Here is a 19,865-nt window from a genome sequence, read left to right on the forward strand (position 1 = left end):
GGGGCTCGACACGTACTCGGTGGAGGCCGTCCCCCAGGCGGTGAAGGTGAGGGGGATCCAGCCCGAGGGGATGTAGGAATGCGATAGGAAAGTCATAGATGCGGGCGTGTTGGCCAAAATGGGTCGGCCGGGATTGGTCAATCTCGGCCGACTATATTTGGCTAAATTTTTCCGACACTAACACCGTTTCTAGGGGGCAGAGATGAACTGGCTTTCTACCGCGAAAGGAGGGGAATGAAATGGAATGGATTACCGAGCCGTCAGCCGGGGCTGAGCCCATGTGCAGCAATTGCTTCTTTTACGCGCACGGCAGCTGCAGCACCAAGTGTTCTTCACAGGAGTGCACTATCCGCTTTTAGCGGATAGTGCACGCCGTACGGCGTGCACAGACTGTTCAAAGATATTTTGGCCAGCAGCGCCTGAGGGGCGATGTGGCATTGCAATATGGGGGGCGAACCGACGTTACCTATAACCCCGCACAATTGCCATGTCGTCCCTTTTTATTGACGGGGAGGATGTCGTCCATGCGGGAAGTCCCAGTTGAATTGCGTGCCATATCCAAGAGATATGGCGGGTTTGAAGCGGTTAAATCAGTCTCGTTCTCTTTAATGGAAGGCGAGCTGTGTGCACTCATTGGGGAGAATGGTGCCGGCAAGAGCACGTTAATTCGATTGATCACGGGGCTTTCGGAGCCATCGTCAGGAACGATCTCGATGTTTGGGCAAACCGGGAGACGTGAAATACGGAGCTGCAGGGAAAGGCTGGGTTATATGCCCGACCTCAATGCTTCGTATCCTAATCTGACCGCGCGAGACAACTTGGTCGTTCGCTGTATTGAGTGGGGGCTTCCCACCGATCGTTCCATCGACGGTGTGTTATCAACCGTCGGTTTGGGGGAGGCCGGCGGGAAGAAAGTGAAGAACTTCTCAATGGGAATGAGGAGGCGTCTCGATCTGGCCATAGCGTTGCTGGGCGATCCGGAGCTGTTGATCCTGGACGAGCCGACAAACGGCCTGGATCCGATGGGGATAGTCGAAGTAAGAAAAATCCTTACGCATCTTAACAAAGATCAAGGTAAAACGATTCTCGTATCCAGCCACAATCTTGAGGAGATGCACAAGCTGGCAACTGATTACCTCTTCATAAGTCATGGTCGCCTCATTCGAAGGATGACCGCACCTCAGCTGGAAAAGTCATGCCGCGGTGGTTTCGTGTTGCATGTGGACGATCTGGAGCGAACGAGATCGGTTCTCGGAGATGAGACCTCACATTCTTTTCTGCCGGACGGCAGCGTCCTTATGCGCTATGAGGAGAAAAAGGAAGGGCGGGGCATTGCAATCGAAGCGCTCTCGACCGCAGGTGTGAGGGTTGCGGAGGCGTATTCTCATAGGAAGAGCCTTGAGGAGTTTTATTCGGAGCTCATCGGTCGAGAGAGCGAGCTGTGATGAAACGCGAGTTCATCTCAGCTTTTCGGAGCGAGGTATGGTTGCTCGCCAGGCACCCGGCGACCGCTCTGATGATTGCGCTTGCGGCTGTGCTGTATGTGGTTGCGGCTGCGACTTCGTCTGAGGTGCTGATCATGGTCGCCGGTGATGACCCGTATACGCTTGGAGGGGCTATAGGTTTTATTGGAAACCTAGTGGATGCAGGGGACGTTTTGGGCTCTGTTGCCCGGACGTCTTTTGCGTCTACAGTGGTCTGGATTCCGGTGACGATTCTCTACGCGGTTTACGCTACGTCGAGAGACTTTGAATCCGTGGCTTACGCCGTATCGAGATCGCGAGGGGTGTCGCAGGCGGCGATTGTGATCACGAAGCTGTTGGTGAACTGCACTCTGGTCGGTGCCGTGTATCTTCTTTCTACGACTGCGCTGTATTTAACCAAGATGGCCCAATGGGACGTTGGGGCCTCGTGCTCAGGGTTTGCCCAATTTGTATCGATTGCGCTGATGATCGCGCTGCTGCTCATTTCGATGTACGCCGCTACCTTCGCCCTGTATTTGCTCACGAGGAGTGTGGTGGCGAGCAGCGTCGTTGCAATAGCGGTTTCGACATTTGTGATGGTGTGGTTCCCAAGTACATACGGAAGCGGTCAGCCCAGCTTGCTGCTCATGCTCTCGCCCGTGTATTACCTGATGAACCTGTGTTCCCTGAGTATGCAGAATGTTGGTGTAATTCAGGTTTTGCTGTATGCGGGCGGCACTGTGCTTGTGTCGGTTGGAGTTGCGCTCGTCTCGCTATTTGTAAGGACGGCGGTTCGATGAATCTTGGGATGTCGGTCAGGGCGGAACTGTTCCGCGCAAGGAGAATGAAACTCGCCGTGATAATAGCGCTGATGTATTTGGGCATCGCGGGGATTTATGTGTTTGCCGGGTCCGGCGCATGGGTCTCCGCAGGGGGAGAGGGCCAGTTCTTTGGCTTTTCCGCCGATCCGGGCTATCTTTTCTCGATAGGGGTTGGGCCAACGGGTATCTCTTCCTGGCTAAGTGTCGTCTCCATGGCGCATACGGTGTTCTTCCCAATCGTCTCTGTTGTTGTGGCGGGGACGCTATTCGGTGATGCGACGAGCGTGTCGGCAAGGGGAGTTTCGATTGCTCGGGGCTTCCGCAGCTGGCAGCTGTTTGCGGCAAAGACATTGGCTTGCGAAGTGTATACGCTGTGCCCCTACATCGTGTTTACTCTCGGTGTCGCTGCGGTCTTTGCCGTGTGCTCCGGAAGCGGTCTAGACAGCCTTACGGTTGGTAATGTGACCTCGGCACTCCTGTCGAATATCGTTATAGACGCCGCTTATACGCTGATGGTTGCGGTTGCATATGAGGTGTTCAGGATCAGATCTCTTGTGTCGGGAGCCTTGCTGGTCGCAACGTTCGCGGGCCTTGTTATCGCGATGAGTTTCCCAACCGTTTTACCCCCGGTTCACATGGCTTATTGGATGAGGGCGTGCGGGGCTGCCGGCGGGACGGTCCTGATGGCTGCATGCGGCCATGCGGTCATCGTGTCGCTCGCATGTCTATTGCTGCTTTCGTGCAGTTTTTATCGAAGAAGGTAGTGCGCTGGCGTATGCGCAGCGTCTGAGGGTCGATATGGATTTGGTTGGAAATGGAGATGGTGCGAAGTGAAACTGTCGCAATTTAATGTGGTGCATGAACATAACGGAAGTCTTCTTATCATGAATGCGCGAACCGGCGGCATCCTGTCGTTAAATCCGGAATACGCGCAGAAATTCAAAAGGATTCAAGAAGGGGACGTTCGGGATGCCGATGATCTTGTCGCGGAGCTGATAAGGGGAGGCATCCTAGTCAATGAGGAGAGGGACGAGCTTGGGGAGATCAGGTTGCAAAGTCGCGCCGCGCGCTTTGCGAATACTGCTCTGTCCCTTACCATTGCGCCAACGATGGCTTGCAACTTTTGCTGTCCCTACTGCTATGAAAAGGGACAGGCGTACACGACGATGGGCGAGGAGGTTTTGACACAGCTCTCCAAGTTCGTGAAAGATTACTATCCTGGTATCGCAAGTCTCTCAGTTGGATGGTACGGCGGCGAGCCTCTGCTCGGAATGAAGATGATCGAACGGATTACGTCGGATCTGAAAGATGTCGTGGGGCCAACGTGTGAATATTCCGCATCGATAGTGACAAATGGCTATCTGCTGACGCCTGATGTTGCAAGGAGGCTCGCGGCATGTGGTGTGACGAGCGCGCAAGTGACTATAGATGGATCGAAGTCGGATCACGATTCGAGAAGGATTCTTCACGACGGAAGCCCTACATACGAACGTATTCTCAAGAACGTCAAAGAGTGTGCCGACATCATCGATATTTCGATAAGGAGCAACGTCGACAAGACCAACATCGAGGCCGCTCAAGAGCTATTGGATTATCTCGAGCTAAATGGCCTGATGAATAAGGTTCACTTCTATTTAGCCCCTGTTGACGATATCAATCAGGTATGTGCGAACGACAGCCACTGCTTTACTGTAAAAGAGTTCTCGTATGAGGAGACTGAGTTTTATAAAAGGGCAATTGCGCGGGGCTTCAAAGTTCAACCTTTTGGTGGGACGAATTTCGGGATATGTTGCGCCGTTGGAATCAACTCGTACGTGGTTGATCCCGTCGGAGATTTGTATAAGTGCTGGGATGACATTGGAATGAAGGAGCGGAGGGTCGGAACTATTTTCGAGCCGCCAATGTTGAGCAAGAACATGATTAACTGGATGGCATATGAGCCGGATGACCCGGAATGCCAAGAGTGCTTTGCTTTTCCCATGTGCATGGGAGGGTGCCCCAACCACGCCTTAAACGGTGAGGGGAAACGTTGCGTTTCCTTCCGGTATGATGCCGAGCAAAAAATGCTGCTCTCCCAGATGATGAATACGGCAAAACGGGGTGCGGGGCAAAATGAGGCTGATGCTTAATCTCTGTAGAAAATATATACTGGGCGGTCGATTCTACGCCTATCTTGTCGTAACAGTTTTGGTCGGGCTGCTTGCGCTTGCGGGTCCCTTTCTTACCGGCATAGTGGTAAACCGATTGGCGATGCCGGCCAGCGCCGATCTTGCCGCCGTTCTCGTTTGTTGCCTTATTTTGGTTGCGGTCCAAGCGGTTCGAGCGGGACTAGTGTATTGCTCAGAGATGCTGTACATCAACCTTCAGTCGCATGCGGGGTTCGGCTTAAATGCGGATACGCTTGAGCACGTGAAGCACCTTCCCCAGGCATTCTTCGAGGGCTTCAACGCGTCGTATTATAACCAGCAAATCAATCACGACGCTAATGACCTTGTCATCTTCGTAATCAACTCGGTTGTGGGGGTTTCAAGCAACGTTATCACCCTTTTGTCCGCCCTGTTTGTTCTCGGTAGCCTGAATATCAAGTTGAGTGTGGTCTGCCTTGTTCTTGCGGCAGCGAGTGCCGCTTTTTATGCGGTTTCACGCGCAAGGCTGTTTGAGAGAAGTTTTGACGTACAAGAGCAGAGCGCGAGGTTTTTTTCCTGTCTACAAGATCAGTTGGAGAAAGTTGATTTCATCCGCAAACATGCTTTGTTCGATAGGTCCCGCGCTGTACTGGTCGAAGCTTTTAATGGGCTCTATCCAACGATGAGAGCAAATCAGGAAGTAGGGTCTAGATTTACCTTTGGCAACGCGTTGGTCGCTTCCGCCGCTCAAGGATGTCTTCTTGCTGTGGGCGCGGTTGAAGTGATGGGCGGGAGACTGTTGCCTGGTTTTCTCGTGACTGCTGTTGGATATTATTCGAACTTAAGCTCAGCGGTACAGTATTTGTTGGGCTGGGGAAGGGATTACCAGACTAATCGCGTATGCTATGAGCGGCTGAAAAGAATTTGGGATGTCCCGGTGGAAGCGAATGGCAAATTGGCGCTTGGTCCGATTGAGGAAATCCGTCTAGAGAACATCAAGCTACGTTATCCAGGGGCGGAAAGGGTCGCGTTAAGCATTGAGGGGCTCGCGTTTTCCAGGGGTCGGCTATATGGAATCTCGGGGCCGAATGGTTCGGGGAAGAGCTCGCTGCTGTCAGTGATATTGGGGCTATATCCAGATGACACAGAAGGGGCCGTTCGCTACAACGGGGTGTCACAGCGTTGCATCGATCGATATGCATTGCGGCGGTGTCGAGTCAGCATTACGGAGCAAGAACCCCCTATCGTTGAGGGGACGATTCTCGATAATCTTACGCTGCTTTCTGATGATTACGAGATGGATAAGCTGAATCGGATGCTTGTCATATTGGGGCTAGACGAAATGGTTGCTTCTGTGGAGAACGGGGCAACGGCGATGCTTGACGGCGGGAAAGGAGGGGTGTCCGGCGGCGAGAAGCAAAAGATTGCAATTGTGAGACAGCTGTTGAAATCGCCGGACGTTATGCTTTTTGATGAACCGACCTCAGCACTTGATGCGAAGAGTCGAGGCGCGCTGATCAAATTGCTTCATGAAATTAAGAGAGACCATATTGTAATCGTTGTCACTCATGACGAGGAGATGCTTGCCGCCTGTGACGAGGTCATTTCGACGGCTGGATGATTATCGGATTGTGGCGTTGAAGACCAAGAAACTTGAAATGGCGTGGGCTCTGGGTAGGTCTCCACGGGTACGCCGTCGGTGCTGTACTCGACCGCCCGGCAAGAAGGTTTTATAGCGTGTTTCCCCAGAGAGGTCCCTTTGTCCGGTAGTGGCGAGGGGAGCCTCTCTTTTGCTCACCTCTTGCGGCGGAGGGGGACACCATGCGCCTATGCAGGACAAACTGCGCGTTCTTGTCGAATGATGGGCTATGTGTAGAGATGATGGTCTCGGGTAGAGGCCGTGTCGCGCTCGGCTGCGATGAGCCAGGCAATTCAATCTTCATCCGGGAGGGCCTTGGCAAGACAAGCAGGGCGAAGACCTTGGCGACGTTCGGGAGCCGTGTGGCGCCCGGCTCCGCGCTCATCCACGACATGGAGCCGGGCGCCACACGGCTCCCGTCAACAATCTGTCACTGAAGAGCCAGCACTACAACGCGAAGCTGCTCAAGGGCGTTCCCGACGGCCAGAACCCGCTGGGGCCCGTGAACCGGATGCGCTACTTCATGCAGTGCTTCCTGAGGGCTCATCCCGGCTCCAACCGGGACGGCATGCGGGGCTGTGGCTATGAGTCCGCCCGAGGACAAGCTTGAGAAGGTCGCGATGGTGCTCGATCGGGCAATGCGATACCCGAAAACGCTCAGGTTCAGGCAGTTCTATGCAAGAAAGCCCAGTTCAGATGAGTTCGACGAGCAATATTTATCAACACAGTGCAAGGGGGGATTATATTTGTATTTCATCCGTGTTGAGCTTCACACGGTGCGCGACTCATCGCAAACTGGCGGGCGCAGCGGAAAGAAAACCGACTGCAGACGAACGATCGATATCGGGAGCAAATAGCCACCGGATGCTTTTCGGTCTCCTACGCGTCGACCTCCGCGATTTCTTCTGCGTCTCGCCAAGTTGAAAGGAGCGATGTCGAAAACTCCTTTTCGGTTAGCGTCAAGACATCCTTCACGCAAAAACCTTTCAATTTGTCAGGAAGCCCAAAACGCGCTTTTTTCCTAATCGAGCTGGCAACCCGCTTCAACGCGGTCTTGTTCTTGTCCTCGTTGTATACCAAAACAAAGACGCAGTGCTCGCGAAACCATCTCGTCCTCTTTCCCCACAGGTCCGAGCAGATCAAAACGCTGTCCTTGCACTTCTCGATGAGGGCGTCCCTTTGGCCAAGATTGATACCAAGCTCTTCGTCATCCTTGGGATTGAGCCTCTTCCCCAGCGTCTCCTTCAGACTGCCGTTTTTAAATTCGACTAGATATAACGTTTCCCGATCGCAATACAGCGCATCGGCGGAGCGCGGGAGTTGCATCCACCTATTGACCTTCTTGCAGTAGCATTCTTTAACAGAGTCAAAATTGACAACAGGCAAATCGTCATCCACAAGAGAGACGCTCCCGTCTCTGGATGTTTTGGAGATGGTCGACGTGCAGTCCCTTAGGATACAGGTCCTGCAACGGGAGCAACCATCGCTGCCATCTGGCACCGCGGGAGAGTTCGGATGAGGGCAGGAGGCGCACAGGTCGCTACTCAAGGCCGTACTCCTCCCTCTCAAGCGTATCAAAAGGAGCCGCCAGCTTCTCGTAGGCGACCTCAGTCGAGCCGGTTATATCGGCAAAGCGAGAGCGTCCATCAGTGCAGGTCTCCGCAAGATAATATGAGCACAATCCATCAACAGCGTGCTTCTTAGAATACACTTCGATCGCATTCAGGAAATATGGACTATGGGTGCTCATTAAGACGTGCATCCCGAGCTCTTTCTGGAGCAGCACGATTATCTCGGCGAAGGCCAGCTGCCATGCAGGATGAAGATGAATCTCGGGTTCATCGAGGATAATAGTCCCTCCGGCATCTAGCGCGCCGGACTTCAAGAGCACCTTCATGATGGCGAACGTCTTCAAGCCAGCAGAAAGGTTCCCAGGCTCCAACCCCCGAGCGAAGCCCTCTTCGAGATACGTAAGGTGACCGCGACTTTCGCTCCTCTCGAAATGCCCCGGACATAAGGAGGAAACCTTGTCCATGAGAACCTTCAGGTGTCGCTCCTTCGCGATCTCTTCGAACAGCGAGGACTCGCTGTCATCGTTACGGATGGTCGCCTGAATCAAATCTTGCCGCAGCTCCTCCTGGTGTCCAAGGAGGGGCTTGAACCGAAAAGCGGGGCCGTAGGGTCCTCCGAGAGAATCGATCAGGAACGGGTCGTCCAGATAATGCGCCCTGAATCGCAAAACCCTCCTATCGTGCACCTCCGCCACCTCGTCACTTGCAACCGAGAAAACCGTAGATGCGTCCTTTATCTGGAGTTCGACCTTCCCGGGCTCTTCGCCGAAAACCGAATTGATCTGGCCGTTGAACTCGCTTCGGAACCTGTTTGTCGCAATCGCACGAAATACCTCATCATCGGAGATATCCATGATCTCGATAATCTGATCGGCAACTCCTGCTACGCCATTCGTGAAATCGGATTCGATCTCACGGGAGATCTCCTCCCCGTAATACTCCTTTATCTCATCAATAAGCTCGTCCCTCGTGCACTCGCCCGAAAAAACCCTGTCGATGAAACTATTCATTCTTCCAGCAGTTCGCCTGTGGCGAGACGTGGAGTCGAGAGGGCTTCCCACATATGCCTTCCTGATGGCGCGCTCAACACTATTGCGCCTCATGCGGTCGATTTTGTTCTCCGAATCGGACATGCTGTTGAAGGCCGCATAAAGCGCTTTTCCAACCGTGCTTTTCCCCGTCCCGTTCTCCCCGGCGATCACGGCAATACCATTAATCTCGATATCGGCCTCAGCGACCCTGCCGATGTTTTTCATCTTGATTTTCAATGCATATCACCAGCTCTAAACTCGCGAGACTCAATAGCTCGATTATCGCACAGAGAGATCGACTTCTCGAGGACTCCCTAAATGGAACGCGCGGTGAGGACATGGCTCGCCGCCGTCCGCTTCGCGTTCGCGCGGGGGAAGGTGACGACCAGGGACCTCTCCGGGCTCATCGAGAGGAGCGCCAGATTCTCCTCGTCCATTTGAACTGTATCGTATTCAAGGACACTTGACTTAGAGGAATGGCGTTGAGCGGCGATAATCGTTTCAGCGCCAAAAAGAAAGGAGTGTCAGTCATGGCAGACGGGCCCTCCTACACAGCGGGGTACCGCGCCGAGGCCGCAGACTTCGCCGCCGCGTCGGGGAAGCCCATCGCCCAAGTGGCAGCCGACCTCGGCATCAACGAGAAGACCCTGGGAAGATGGGTGACGGTCAGGAAGAAGGAGCTGACCAACCACCCGGTCGCGGCGGCCGCAAGTGCATGCGCGAGCTCGAGCTCGAGAACGAGTTCCTAAAAAGCCCCGACCTCACATTGGAGGCCGGGGCCAGTAGATTTTTGGGACATGTCTAGAAATCTACCCATGCAGGAAGCGGCATGTGCCGAGCATGTCGCGTGCTAGGTTTTGAGGCATGCCACAAAACCTAGCACGGGGGAGTGGCTACTCGGCGTCGGCGAAGCCGTTGGGGTTATGGCTCTGCCAATTCCAGCTGTCGCGGCACATGTCCGCGATGTCGTACTGGGCCTTCCAGCCCATCATGCGTTCGGCCTTGGAGGCATCGCACCAGTTGGCGGCGATATCGCCGGCACGGCGCTCGCGAATCACGTAGGGCAGCTCCTTGCCGCAGGCCTTGGAGAAGGCGGCGACGACCTCGAGTACCGAGGTGCCGGTGCCGGTGCCCAGGTTAAAGATCTCGACGCCGGTCTTGCCGTTCATCCAGTTGAGGGCGGCAACGTGACCGGATGCCAGGTCGCACACGTGGATGTAGTCGCGCACGCCGGTGCCGTCGGGGGTGGGGTAGTCGTTGCCAAAGACCTGAACGGCCTCGAGCTTACCGACGGCGACCTGGGCGACGTAGGGCACCAGGTTGTTGGGGATGCCCTTGGGGTCCTCGCCGATCAGGCCCGACGGATGGGCACCGATGGGATTGAAATAACGGAGCAGCACGACGTCCCACTCGGGGTCGGCGGTGTGGACGTCCATGAGGATCTGCTCAATCATCCACTTGGTCCAACCATAGGGGTTGGTCGCGGGCTTCTTGGGGTCTTCCTCGGTGACGGGCGGATTGTCCGGATCGCCGTAGACGGTCGAAGAGCTCGAGAAGATGATGGACTTACAGCCGTGGTTGCGCATGACATCGATGAGCACCAGGGTGTTCTCGATATTGTTGTGGTAGTACTCGACGGGCTTGCTCACCGACTCGCCAACGGCCTTAAAGCCGGCGAAGTGGATGACGCGGTCGATCTGGTGGGTATCGAAGATCTTGTTCATCGCATCGCGGTCGAGCACGTTGGCCTCGTAGAAGGTGAGGTTCTTGGCGGCCTCGTCGCCCACGATGGTCTTGACGCGGTCGATGGCAACGGCGCTGGAGTTGGAGAGGTCATCGACGACGACAACCTGGTAGCCACCCTCGAGCAGCTGAACGACGGTGTGCGAGCCGATAAAGCCGGCGCCGCCGGTAACGAGGACGCAGGTGTCTTTGGGGTCGAGTGCTTTGGACATGTAGTCTCCTATCGAATCAGGAACACTTCTTGAGGGGAGTATAGCGCAGCTGGGGGCGCCCAAAACACGCGGGGCAGGAAAACCAGAGGATTGATGTTAACGTACTCATAGGGTGTTATTTGCATAATCCTTACCTTTGGTGTGGGACGTATTTGCGAGCCGCTGACCATGCTTTTCCAGCCGTTCGTGGAAATAGTTGGGACAAGCGCGATGTGCGTTAATATGTTTGAGTTGAGCGACATATAAATAAGCATGTAACGGAGTACATATGTCACCAAACAACGATTCCATCTTTACGCAGGAGCTTTCGCGCCGCACTGCCCTTAAGGCTCTTTTCGGCGCCGCTTCTGCGGCTGTTCTTTTTGGCCTGCCCGCCCGCGCCCATGCGGCTGAGGCCAGTCAAGAAACCACCGACAAACTGAATGCCGCCCAGGCCCAGCTCGACGAGGTCCAGGCTCAGCTCGACAGCATTGCCAATGAGTACGCGGCGCTCGCCAACAAGAATGCCCAGACCCTCAACGACATCGAGAATGTCCAGGGCAAGATTGACGACACGCAGGCCCAGATCGATGAAAAGAAGGCCGAGCTCAAGAAGAAGCGCAACGACCTTTCCGATCGCGTGGCCGCCAGCTACAAGTCCGGCGGTACGAACATCCTGTCGCTGCTGCTGGCCTCTGGCTCGTTTGAGGAACTCGTCGCCAACGCGCATTACGTTGAGAAGATCAACAAGAGCGACCGCGATGCCATCGAGGATATCCAGACGATTCAGGCTGAGCTCGACGCGCAGAAGACCGAGCTCGAAGCACAAAAGGCCAACCTGGAGAAACTCAAGGACCAGCAGACGGCTCAGATGCAGGATATGCAGGCCAAGCAGCAAGAAGTCCAGACCGTGCTGAACGGTCTTTCCGACGACGTCAAGGAGCTCATGGCTCAGCGCGATTCCGAGATTCTCGCTGCCGCCCAGGCCGAGGAGGCCGCTAGGAAGGCCGCCGCTGCCGCGGCCGCCGCGAACAAGAACAATTCCTACTCGGGTGGTTCGAGCTCGGGCGGTGGATCGTATGCGCCCGGAACTCCGCAGCAGAATGCCGGCTCGGGCAAGCAGCAGGCCGTCGTCAACGCGTGCTACTCCACGCCTTCGCCGGGTCAGAACTGGTGCGCGGCGTGGGTTACCAATGTCTTCCGCAATGCCGGCGTGGGCTATTTTGGCGGCAACGCGTGTGACATGTTCAACGCCTGGTGCTATAGCTCCGACCGCTCGGCGCTGCAGGTGGGCATGATCGTGGCCGATTCCTCGCACAGCGGCACGGGTGCTCCGGGCCTTATCTACGGTCATGTGGGTATCTACGTTGGCGGCGGCATCGTAATGAGCAACGAGGGCGCCATTACGTCTAAGTCGCTTGATTCGTTTATTAGCTTCTATGGCACTGGGTCGGGCGTGCGTTGGGGCTGGCTTGGCGGTATTGCGCTGTCGTAACTGCGGCTTGAAGCTGGTTGGTCCGGGACTGCGGGCGAGGCATAAGGTTGCCTGCTCTACAGTCCTGCGCAAGACGAAGGCCACATTAAGTGGCCTTCTTTGCGTGCGGAACTCGCGACCAACCTTATGCCTCGCCCGCAGTCCCGGACCTTTCGGGTTCAAAGCGCGACACACCGGACTGGTTGCCTGATATAAAGATGGCGAAGCCCCCTTTCGGGGCCTTCTTTTTTATTAGAGGAATTCGCCTACTCGGTGAACTTCGGGTTCTAGGTCTACTCCGAATTGGTCTTTGACTTTGGCTTGGATTTCGCGGATGAGTTCGTCGACGTCGGCTGCGGTGGCGTGGTCGGCGTTGACGATGAAGCCGCAGTGCTTCTCGCTTACCTGCGCACCGCCGACGGCATGGCCGCGCAGGCCGGCGTCCATGATGAGCTTGCCGGCAAAGTAGCCCTCGGGGCGCTTGAAGGTGGAGCCGGCGCTCGGCATGTCGAGCGGCTGCTTGTCCTCGCGGCGCTGGCGGTAGTCGTCCATGTCGGCCTTGATCATCGCGGCGTTGCCCGGGGCGAGATTGAAGGTGGCCGAAAGAACGATGAAGCCGTCGTCGGCAATGCGGCTCTTGCGATAGCCCAGGTTGAGCTCATCGACATCGAACTCGATGATGTTGCCGCTGCCGCGGGTGCCGTCGTCGAACATGCGGGCGGGCTTGTAGACACGCACAGACTCCAGCACATCGGCCATGCAGGCACCATAGGCACCGGCGTTCATGTAGCAGGCGCCGCCGACCGATCCGGGGATGCCCGAGATGGGCTCCATGCCGGTGAGGCCGGCCTCGGCTGCTGCCGCGGCGACATCGGAAAGCAGGGCGCCGGCTGCCGCCGTGACGTGCGTGCCGTCGACCGTAATGTCGGAGAGGCCCTCGCCCAGCGCCACGACGACGCCGCGGATGCCCTTGTCTCCGACGAGCAGGTCCGAGCCGTTGCCCACGATGGTGAGCGGCAGATCACAGCGATAGCAGGTGTCAAGCGTGGCGACGAGGCCCTGCTCGGTATCGGGCGTGACAAAGACATCGGCCGGGCCACCGATCTTAAACGTGGTGTGCTCGCGCATGGGCTCGCTCATCAACACGTTGTCCTCGCCGGCAACGCCAGCGAGCGCGCACAGCAGGTCCTCGTTAAAAAAGTCGTTCTCGTGCATACGAATATCCGCCTTTTGGTGGTCGTTCTCATCAATCGATTGCAATATACCCCACCCAGATGTATTTGGTGCGCTGGCGGCGATAAAACTGCCGTCCACCGGATTGATAAAGTGTTTATCATCGAGGTAGAGGGGCAGTCGCTATACTTTCAAGAGATTGCGCGTAAACCCGGAAGGAGCGAGATGGCCAACAAAGTCACCCTCAAGCAGATTGCCCAAGAGGTGGGGCTTTCCCCTTCGTCGGTCTCGCTTGTTCTCAATAATCGGCCCTGTCGCATCTCGGAAGAAAACCGCAAACTCATCAAGGAGGTTGCGGCGCGCAATCACTATGTTCCCAACCAGATCGCGCGCAGCCTGGTCATGCGCGAGTCGCGCACCTTGGGCCTTATCGTCCCCAACATCGAGAGCCGCTTTTTCGCCTCGCTCGCCGGCAGCTTGGAAAAGCGCTGCCGCGAGGACGGCTACGCGCTTTTTATTACCAGCTCGGGCGGAAGCGCCGATGACGATCTGGAGCTGCTGCGCCAGCTGGTGACGCGCGGCGTTGATGGCGTCTTCCTGGTGGTAGGTGACGAGTTCTCCGACGACCGTGCGCTTCGCGAAGAAGTCAGCCACCTGCCCATCCCGGCTGTAATGGTCGACCGTGCCATTGAGGGGCTCGAGTGCGACAAGGTGATGTTCGACCACGAGATGGGCGGCTATATGGCCACCCGCTATCTAATCGAGCAAGGCCACCGTCGCATCGCCTGCCTGGTTAACGCGCGCCGCTCCAATACGGGCCGCAAGCGACTTGCCGGCTATGAACGCGCGCTGCGCGAGGTTGGCCTGCCCATCGACGCGCGCTTGGAGTTCGAGAGCGAGTACTACATTCCGAGTGCCTACGAGGCCTCGGAGGCGGTGCTCGCAACCGATGCCACCGCCGTGTTCGCAAGTTCGGACAACATCGCCCTCGGTTTGCTCAAGCGCTTGCACGAGATGGGGAAGAGCATCCCGGGCGATATCTCGGTGGTGAGCTATGACAACTCGGCTGCCGACGTTCTCTTTGAGCCGGCGCTGACCGCGATCGAGCAGGATCCGGGCGTGCTTGCCGAGCATGCCTTTGGTTGCATGTCCAAACGTCTTGCCGGCAAGGGCGGCAGGCGTGCCGAAGAAGTGGTTCTGGAGCCTGCTCTCATTGTGAAGGGCAGCGTTCTAGAACTTACTAAATACAACTAAACATGTTTATCAATTCGAGAAGATTGAATGTGGAGCATCTGTGACAGGCAATGCCGCAGGTGAATGTTGCGTTTTGCCAATTGGTGTGTTTGATAGAGATGGTAAAACGTTTTTTCACCATGATAAAACGTTTTAGCAAATATACTAGTCCCAACGAATGGTTGCCGTATCGGAGGGTGACCGCGCAGCGAAGGGACATAAACAATGGCTAAAACACTGGGGACGCCGTGGCAAAAGCTGGGGCACGAGGTGCCGGCTTCCGAGCTCGAGGGTGTCGATCTGTATTGGCGCGCTTCGAACTACCTGTCCGTCGGTCAGATCTACCTTCGCTCCAACCCGCTGATGCGCGCTGACTTTGTCGACGATAAGACTGGCGAGGCGCGCGACTTCGGTCGTCCGGACGTCAAGCATCGCCTGGTTGGTCACTGGGGCACCACGCCTGGCATCAACTTCCTGTTCGGCCACGTCAACCGCCTTATTGCCGATCACAACCAGAACGCCATTTTCTTGATGGGCCCGGGTCACGGTGGCCCCGCCGGCACCGCCCAGTCGCTGCTCGACGGTACTTACCGCGAGATCCGCCCCGACATCACCAATGACGAGGCCGGCCTGCAGAAGTTCTTCCGCCAGTTCTCCTATCCCGGCGGCATCCCGAGCCACTTTGCGCCCGAGACGCCCGGCTCCATCCACGAGGGCGGCGAGCTCGGCTACACGCTCAGCCACGCTTACGGTGCCGTCATGGACAACCCGAGCCTGCTGGCCGTGGCCGTGGTGGGCGACGGCGAGTCCGAGACCGGCCCGCTCGCGACTTCTTGGCAGTCCAACAAGCTCGTGAACCCGGCAACCGACGGTATCGTCCTGCCGATCCTGCACCTCAACGGCTACAAGATCGCCAACCCCACCATCCTCGCCCGCGTGTCCGACGAAGAGCTCACCAAGTTCTTTGAGGGTATGGGCTATAGGCCGCACTTCTTTATCGCCGGCTTTGACGACGAGAGCCACGCAAGCATCCATGAGCGCTTTGCCGCCCTGTTTGAGCAGGTCTTTGACGAGATTTGTGACATCAAGGCCACCGCGCAGGCCCAGGCTGCCGCGGGCGAGACCGTGGTCCGCCCGGCCTACCCCATGATTGTGTTCCGTACGCCCAAGGGCTGGACCTGCCCCAAGCAGATCGACGGCAAGAAGACCGAGGACTCCTGGCGCGCCCATCAGGTGCCGCTGGCAAGCGCCAAGGACACTCACGAGCACTTCCGCGTGCTGCGCGAGTGGCTGCGCTCCTACAAGCCCGAGGAGCTCTTTACGCCCGAGGGCCAGGTGCGCCCCGAGGTAACGGCCTTTATGCCGACCGGCGAGCTGCGTATTGGCGCCAACCCCAACGCGAACGGCGGCAAGGTGCGTCGCGAGCTCGAGCTGCCCGATATCCACGCCCACGAGATTCCCGTCGCCGAGAAGGGCCATGGTTGGGGCTCCACCGAGGCCGCCCGCGTCTTTGGTGAGTACACTGCCGACGTTCTGGCCAAGAACATGGACGACTTCCGCATCTTCGGTCCCGACGAGACCGCGTCCAACCGCCTGCAGGCCGCTTATAAGGTGACCAAGAAGCAGTGGGATGCCGGCTTCTACGAGGACGAGGCCAACGACGAGCTGCTCGCTGGCTCCGGCAAGGTTGTCGAGCAGCTGTCCGAGCACCAGTGCGAGGGCTTCCTCGAGGCCTATGTGCTCACCGGCCGCTCCGGCGTGTGGAGCTCCTACGAGAGCTTTGTCCATGTGGTCGACTCCATGGTCAACCAGCACTGCAAGTGGCTCGAGGCTACCAAGCGCGAGATTCCGTGGCGTGCCCCCATCAGCGGCCTCAACATTTTGCTGTCGAGCCATGTTTGGCGTCAGGACCACAACGGCTTCTCGCACCAGGATCCCGGCTTTATCGACCTGCTGCTCAACAAGGCCAACGACACGCATATCGTGAACGCTTACTATCCGGCCGACGCTAACATGGCTCTCGCCGTGGCCGAGCGCGTCTACCAGTCCACCGACTGCGTCAACGCCATCTTCTGCGGCAAGCAGCCCGCCCCGACCTTCCAGACGGTCGACGAGGCAAAGGCCGAGCTCGCCGAGGGCGTCGCAAATTGGGAGTGGGCATCGACCGCTGACTCACTCACCGAGGCCGATGTCGTGGTCGCCACCTGTGGCGACGTGCCGACGCTCGAGGCTCTGGCTGCAACCGATATGCTGCGCGAGCTGGGCATCAAGGTATGGTTCGTCAACGTGGTCGATCTGCTCAAGATTCAGAACGTCTGCGAGAACGACCAGGCTATAAGCGACGAGCGCTGGGCTGAGCTGTTTGGCTGCGGCGAGAAGCCCGTGCTCTTCGCGTTCCACGCCTATGCCGGCACGATTCGCCGCCTGATCTGGAACCGCCCCGGACACGACGCGTTCCGCGTCCACGGCTACGAGGAGAAGGGCTCCACGACCACGCCGTTCGACATGCTGCGCCTGAACAACATGGATCGTTGGGCCCTGGCCGCCGACGTGCTGCGCATGGTCGACGCCGATAAGTTTGCCGAGCAGATTGATGAGTGGGAGGCCTTCCGCACCGAGGCCTTTGAGTTCGCGTGCGACGAGGGCTTCGATCACCCGGCCTTTACCGACTGGGTCTGGCCCGACGCCGCTGCCGCAACCGCAGCCGACGGCGTGCTCTCCGCAACGCAGCTAACTGCCGGCGACAACGAATAGCATCCGGGACGGTCTCGCCCGGAGGCGGCCCTCTCGACCGTTTCAATCTGCGGGGACTGATATTTTTTAATGTAATGGGGACTTGGCTGTTGCTGCCTTGGAGACCGCGCACCTAACTATGGTCAGCCAAAATTACATTGCCGGGGCCGGGGCGGGGTGCTTGGTTTTGGAAGTTCGCGAAGCCCACTTCTCAAAACCAAGCACCCCGCCCCGGGTCTCGTCTGTGTATTTCCCGCTGGGCGAGCTATAGATGCCATGCACCGATGCGCTAAAGCGGCGACTTGAAATTGGTGCTATATTTAGCTCGAGTTGTTAAGTGTTAGTACGGGAGTCTGATATGGGGCTGTTCAAGAAGAAAAACCCGCAGGATGCCTTTGATCCCGATGTGTTTACCATCACGGACACGATTTTGGACCCGCCGCGCTTTACGTTTTTGCCGGCTATCTACCAGGATGCCACGCGTCGCAAGTGGGCCGTGCATCAGCGCGGCGCGACCCCGAGGATTTTTGACTACGCGGATGTGCTGCAATGCGAGATTGTCGAGACCGGAAATCCCGAGGATGTGCCGCAGCTCAGCAATCGAGAGCTCGCTCAGCAGATTTTGATTAACCCAGCTCAGGCTACCAAAAACAATGCCGCCAAGCGTAACATGTGCCTTGGTATGGGTGTCGTCGTTGCCGTGCAAACCGGCGAGGATGAGATTTCGAAGCTTGAGATTCCTGTGACTGCGGGCGAAGTCAAGCGAGACTGCGGCCTATATCGGTCGTATCGGAACGTTGCGGAACAGATCAAAGAAGCCTTCGACGCCATGGGGCGTTCGGAGCAATGATGCCCGCAGCATCAAGCGGTCGAGGAGCCTTACCCATGTCGAGTGAACCATATGCGATTCCGCCCAAAGATCGCGCCTTTGAGGGCATTCTTTGGTATATCAACCATTATGACCTGCAGGGTGGCGACCGGCTGCCCGCCGAGCGCGTGCTCTGTGAAGAGCTGGGCGTGTCCCGCACGGCGTTGCGCGCTGCGATCACGCGTCTCATTTCGTGCGGAACCTTGGAAAGCCGCCGCGGTTCGGGCACCTATGTGTGCCCGCCCAAACCGCTGAACATCTTTCAGGAAACGTGGAACTATACGCAGGCGGTGGAGAGGGTCGGCTCAAAGTCAACCGCACGCCTGGTATGCTCCAAGGTCGTGTACGCCGATATCGACCTGGCCCAAAAGGCCCAAATCGAGCTGGGCATGCCGCTCTTCTGCATTCGGCGCGTGCGCGTGGTCAATGGTTCCCCGGCGTCGATCGAGACGGCATACGTCAATCTGTCTTTGTGTCCCTCGCTTCCCGATCACGATTTCGAGCAGGAGAGCCTCTACGACGTTTTGCTCAAAGAGGGGAATGTCCGCGTGTCGCACGGCAAGGAGCATATTTCCATCAGCCGTCTGAACGCCAACGAGGCCAAGTTGCTGGATGCCCAGGAGGGCGCCCCGGTGTTTTATAAGGCTTCGCACGAGCGCGATGAGAACGATGGCTTTGTCGAGTATTGCAAGTCCGTGACCCTGCCGACCAAGTATCGATTTGCCGATAACGGTGAGGCAGACGGCGTTGCGACGAAGGTGGGTGTCGAATGGCTGAGGCAGTAGAAGACTTGCCGGTTTACAAGCAAATTCGCCGCTGCATTGCGGAGCGAATCGAGCGCGGTGACTATCCGACGGGCTCGATGATTCCGTCCGAAAATGAGCTGGCCGAGGAGTTTGGCACGACGCGCCTGACCATCCGCAGCGCCATGGATGAGCTGGTCAAAAGTGGCCAGATTCGTCGCGTGCAGGGCAAGGGCGCCTTTGTGGGGCACAAGTGGTTTGACGAGCACGCTCGCAAGGGCGGCTTCCGTCAGTCGGTTTTAGCTTCGGGCGCGACGCCGTCGGTGCGCATCCTGGCGCGCTCCAAACGCTATGCCGGCCCGTATTATGCCGACTTGTTTGGTATCGGCGAGGACGATCTGCTCTACTCGGTGCGCCGTCTTAACTGCATTGATGGTGAACCCGTGTCGATCGAGATGACGCTGATCCCGTGTCTGCTGTTCCCTGGCATCGAAGACGTGGACATATCGGTTTTCAGCCTGTATGAGACCTATGACATGTTGGGCCGAAAGCCAGATAAATCGATTGAGAAGCTCGATATTGAGGCGCTGGGCGCACGCGATGCGAGTTTGCTCGATCTTGAGCCGGGCGACCTGGCCCTCGTGCTGGAATGCCTGACCTATGACTCGAGTGGACAGGTTATCGAGTGTGCCAAGTCTTTTACCCGCGGCGATGCCGGTGGATATACCTACAACTATTAGTGTTCAGAGCGTCCTTGTGTACGGCAGGGCGCTCGTCTTTTATGGCCATATGTCGCTTGACCGATGGGCGGCAAAAACTGACCGTCTACCGAGAGGGGAGGATGAAATCGAAAAATCGGTATTAAAAACGGCTAACCTGTAATCGTTCACTGGTATTAAGAACCTTTGAATTGTTGAGCTTGGGGCCAAGATGACCACAAGGTTAGGCGGTGCGACGGGACGGTAAGCCCGTCCGGGCCGTGTGACAATTCAAACTGCTCGTGAAAGGAGCGGGAATGAAGGAGACCGAGAAGATCGAGATCATGCACTTCGACCA

At 57.1% G+C, this 19,865-nt stretch carries 16 protein-coding genes; 12 read left to right on the forward strand and 4 right to left on the reverse strand.

Translation table 11 applies throughout. The features are described 5' to 3' along the window. Positions 1-524 precede the first annotated feature (524 nt). The 5 genes from DWZ22_RS09480 to DWZ22_RS09500 all read left to right on the forward strand — a co-directional run bounded on the left by DWZ22_RS09480 (position 525) and on the right by DWZ22_RS09500 (position 6,031). On the forward strand, positions 525-1,445 hold the full coding sequence (locus tag DWZ22_RS09480) for an ABC transporter ATP-binding protein (RefSeq protein ID WP_035137759.1): 921 nt from the start codon (positions 525-527) through the stop codon (positions 1,443-1,445). Beyond that, on the forward strand, positions 1,445-2,263 hold the full coding sequence (locus DWZ22_RS09485) for a hypothetical protein (protein WP_117564851.1): 819 nt from the start codon (positions 1,445-1,447) through the stop codon (positions 2,261-2,263). The genes DWZ22_RS09480 and DWZ22_RS09485 overlap by 1 nt, the downstream gene beginning before the upstream one ends. Then, a complete protein-coding gene (locus tag DWZ22_RS09490) occupies positions 2,260-3,048 on the forward strand; it encodes a hypothetical protein (protein WP_035137757.1) in 789 nt (262 codons plus the stop codon). Before DWZ22_RS09485 ends, DWZ22_RS09490 begins: the two co-directional genes overlap by 4 nt. Positions 3,049-3,114: 66 nt before the next feature. Next, the gene (locus tag DWZ22_RS09495; protein WP_117638255.1) at positions 3,115-4,413 is read left to right on the forward strand and encodes a radical SAM protein; all 1,299 of its coding nucleotides are present in this window, start codon (positions 3,115-3,117) and stop codon (positions 4,411-4,413) included. Then, a complete protein-coding gene (locus tag DWZ22_RS09500) occupies positions 4,397-6,031 on the forward strand; it encodes an ABC transporter ATP-binding protein (protein ID WP_084591801.1) in 1,635 nt (544 codons plus the stop codon). Before DWZ22_RS09495 ends, DWZ22_RS09500 begins: the two co-directional genes overlap by 17 nt. An 897-nt stretch (positions 6,032-6,928) precedes the next feature. On the opposite strand, the gene DWZ22_RS09515 is transcribed toward DWZ22_RS09500, so the two are convergent. Both DWZ22_RS09515 and DWZ22_RS09520 read right to left on the reverse strand, forming a co-directional pair. Further along, positions 6,929-7,447 (reverse strand): hypothetical protein, encoded by a 519-nt coding sequence (locus tag DWZ22_RS09515; RefSeq protein ID WP_124786586.1) that lies wholly within the window; start codon positions 7,445-7,447, stop codon positions 6,929-6,931. A gap of 142 nt (positions 7,448-7,589) precedes the next feature. Beyond that, positions 7,590-8,888 carry an ATP-binding protein gene (locus DWZ22_RS09520; RefSeq protein WP_117856218.1) on the reverse strand — a complete coding sequence of 433 codons (1,299 nt, stop codon included), beginning with the start codon at positions 8,886-8,888 and terminating at the stop codon, positions 7,590-7,592. Between the two features lie 293 nt (positions 8,889-9,181). Between DWZ22_RS09520 and DWZ22_RS09525 the strand changes: the two genes are divergently transcribed. Next, positions 9,182-9,400 (forward strand): transposase, encoded by a 219-nt coding sequence (locus DWZ22_RS09525; protein ID WP_117584253.1) that lies wholly within the window; start codon positions 9,182-9,184, stop codon positions 9,398-9,400. Positions 9,401-9,544: 144 nt separating this feature from the next. Here DWZ22_RS09525 and galE read toward each other — a convergent pair whose 3' ends face one another. After that, a complete protein-coding gene (gene galE, locus DWZ22_RS09530; RefSeq protein ID WP_117564856.1) occupies positions 9,545-10,606 on the reverse strand; it encodes a UDP-glucose 4-epimerase GalE in 1,062 nt (353 codons plus the stop codon). Between the two features lie 268 nt (positions 10,607-10,874). Between galE and DWZ22_RS09535 the strand changes: the two genes are divergently transcribed. Next, positions 10,875-12,080 (forward strand): hypothetical protein, encoded by a 1,206-nt coding sequence (locus DWZ22_RS09535; RefSeq protein WP_117636049.1) that lies wholly within the window; start codon positions 10,875-10,877, stop codon positions 12,078-12,080. Positions 12,081-12,311: 231 nt separating this feature from the next. On the opposite strand, the gene murB is transcribed toward DWZ22_RS09535, so the two are convergent. Next, complete coding sequence (murB, locus tag DWZ22_RS09540) at positions 12,312-13,274, reverse strand: UDP-N-acetylmuramate dehydrogenase (RefSeq protein WP_118405999.1); 963 nt, start codon at positions 13,272-13,274, stop codon at positions 12,312-12,314. A 183-nt stretch (positions 13,275-13,457) separates the two neighbouring features. Here murB and DWZ22_RS09545 point away from each other — a divergent pair, with 183 nt between their 5' ends. The 5 genes from DWZ22_RS09545 to DWZ22_RS09565 all read left to right on the forward strand — a co-directional run bounded on the left by DWZ22_RS09545 (position 13,458) and on the right by DWZ22_RS09565 (position 19,549). Then, positions 13,458-14,486, forward strand: coding sequence for a LacI family DNA-binding transcriptional regulator (locus tag DWZ22_RS09545; protein ID WP_055252182.1), 1,029 nt, complete (start codon positions 13,458-13,460; stop codon positions 14,484-14,486). Positions 14,487-14,690: 204 nt separating this feature from the next. Beyond that, complete coding sequence (locus tag DWZ22_RS09550; protein WP_118406000.1) at positions 14,691-17,219, forward strand: phosphoketolase; 2,529 nt, start codon at positions 14,691-14,693, stop codon at positions 17,217-17,219. Positions 17,220-17,556: 337 nt separating this feature from the next. Then, on the forward strand, positions 17,557-18,048 hold the full coding sequence (locus DWZ22_RS09555) for a hypothetical protein (protein WP_117636071.1): 492 nt from the start codon (positions 17,557-17,559) through the stop codon (positions 18,046-18,048). A 35-nt stretch (positions 18,049-18,083) separates the two neighbouring features. After that, positions 18,084-18,851 (forward strand): GntR family transcriptional regulator, encoded by a 768-nt coding sequence (locus tag DWZ22_RS09560; RefSeq protein ID WP_118406001.1) that lies wholly within the window; start codon positions 18,084-18,086, stop codon positions 18,849-18,851. After that, entirely contained in the window at positions 18,836-19,549 is a 714-nt protein-coding gene (locus DWZ22_RS09565; protein ID WP_055252186.1) for a GntR family transcriptional regulator, read from the forward strand. The genes DWZ22_RS09560 and DWZ22_RS09565 overlap by 16 nt, the downstream gene beginning before the upstream one ends. Positions 19,550-19,865: the final 316 nt, after the last annotated feature.

It is taken from the genome of Collinsella sp. AF31-11, from assembly GCF_003475605.1.
Lineage (GTDB): Bacteria > Actinomycetota > Coriobacteriia > Coriobacteriales > Coriobacteriaceae > Collinsella.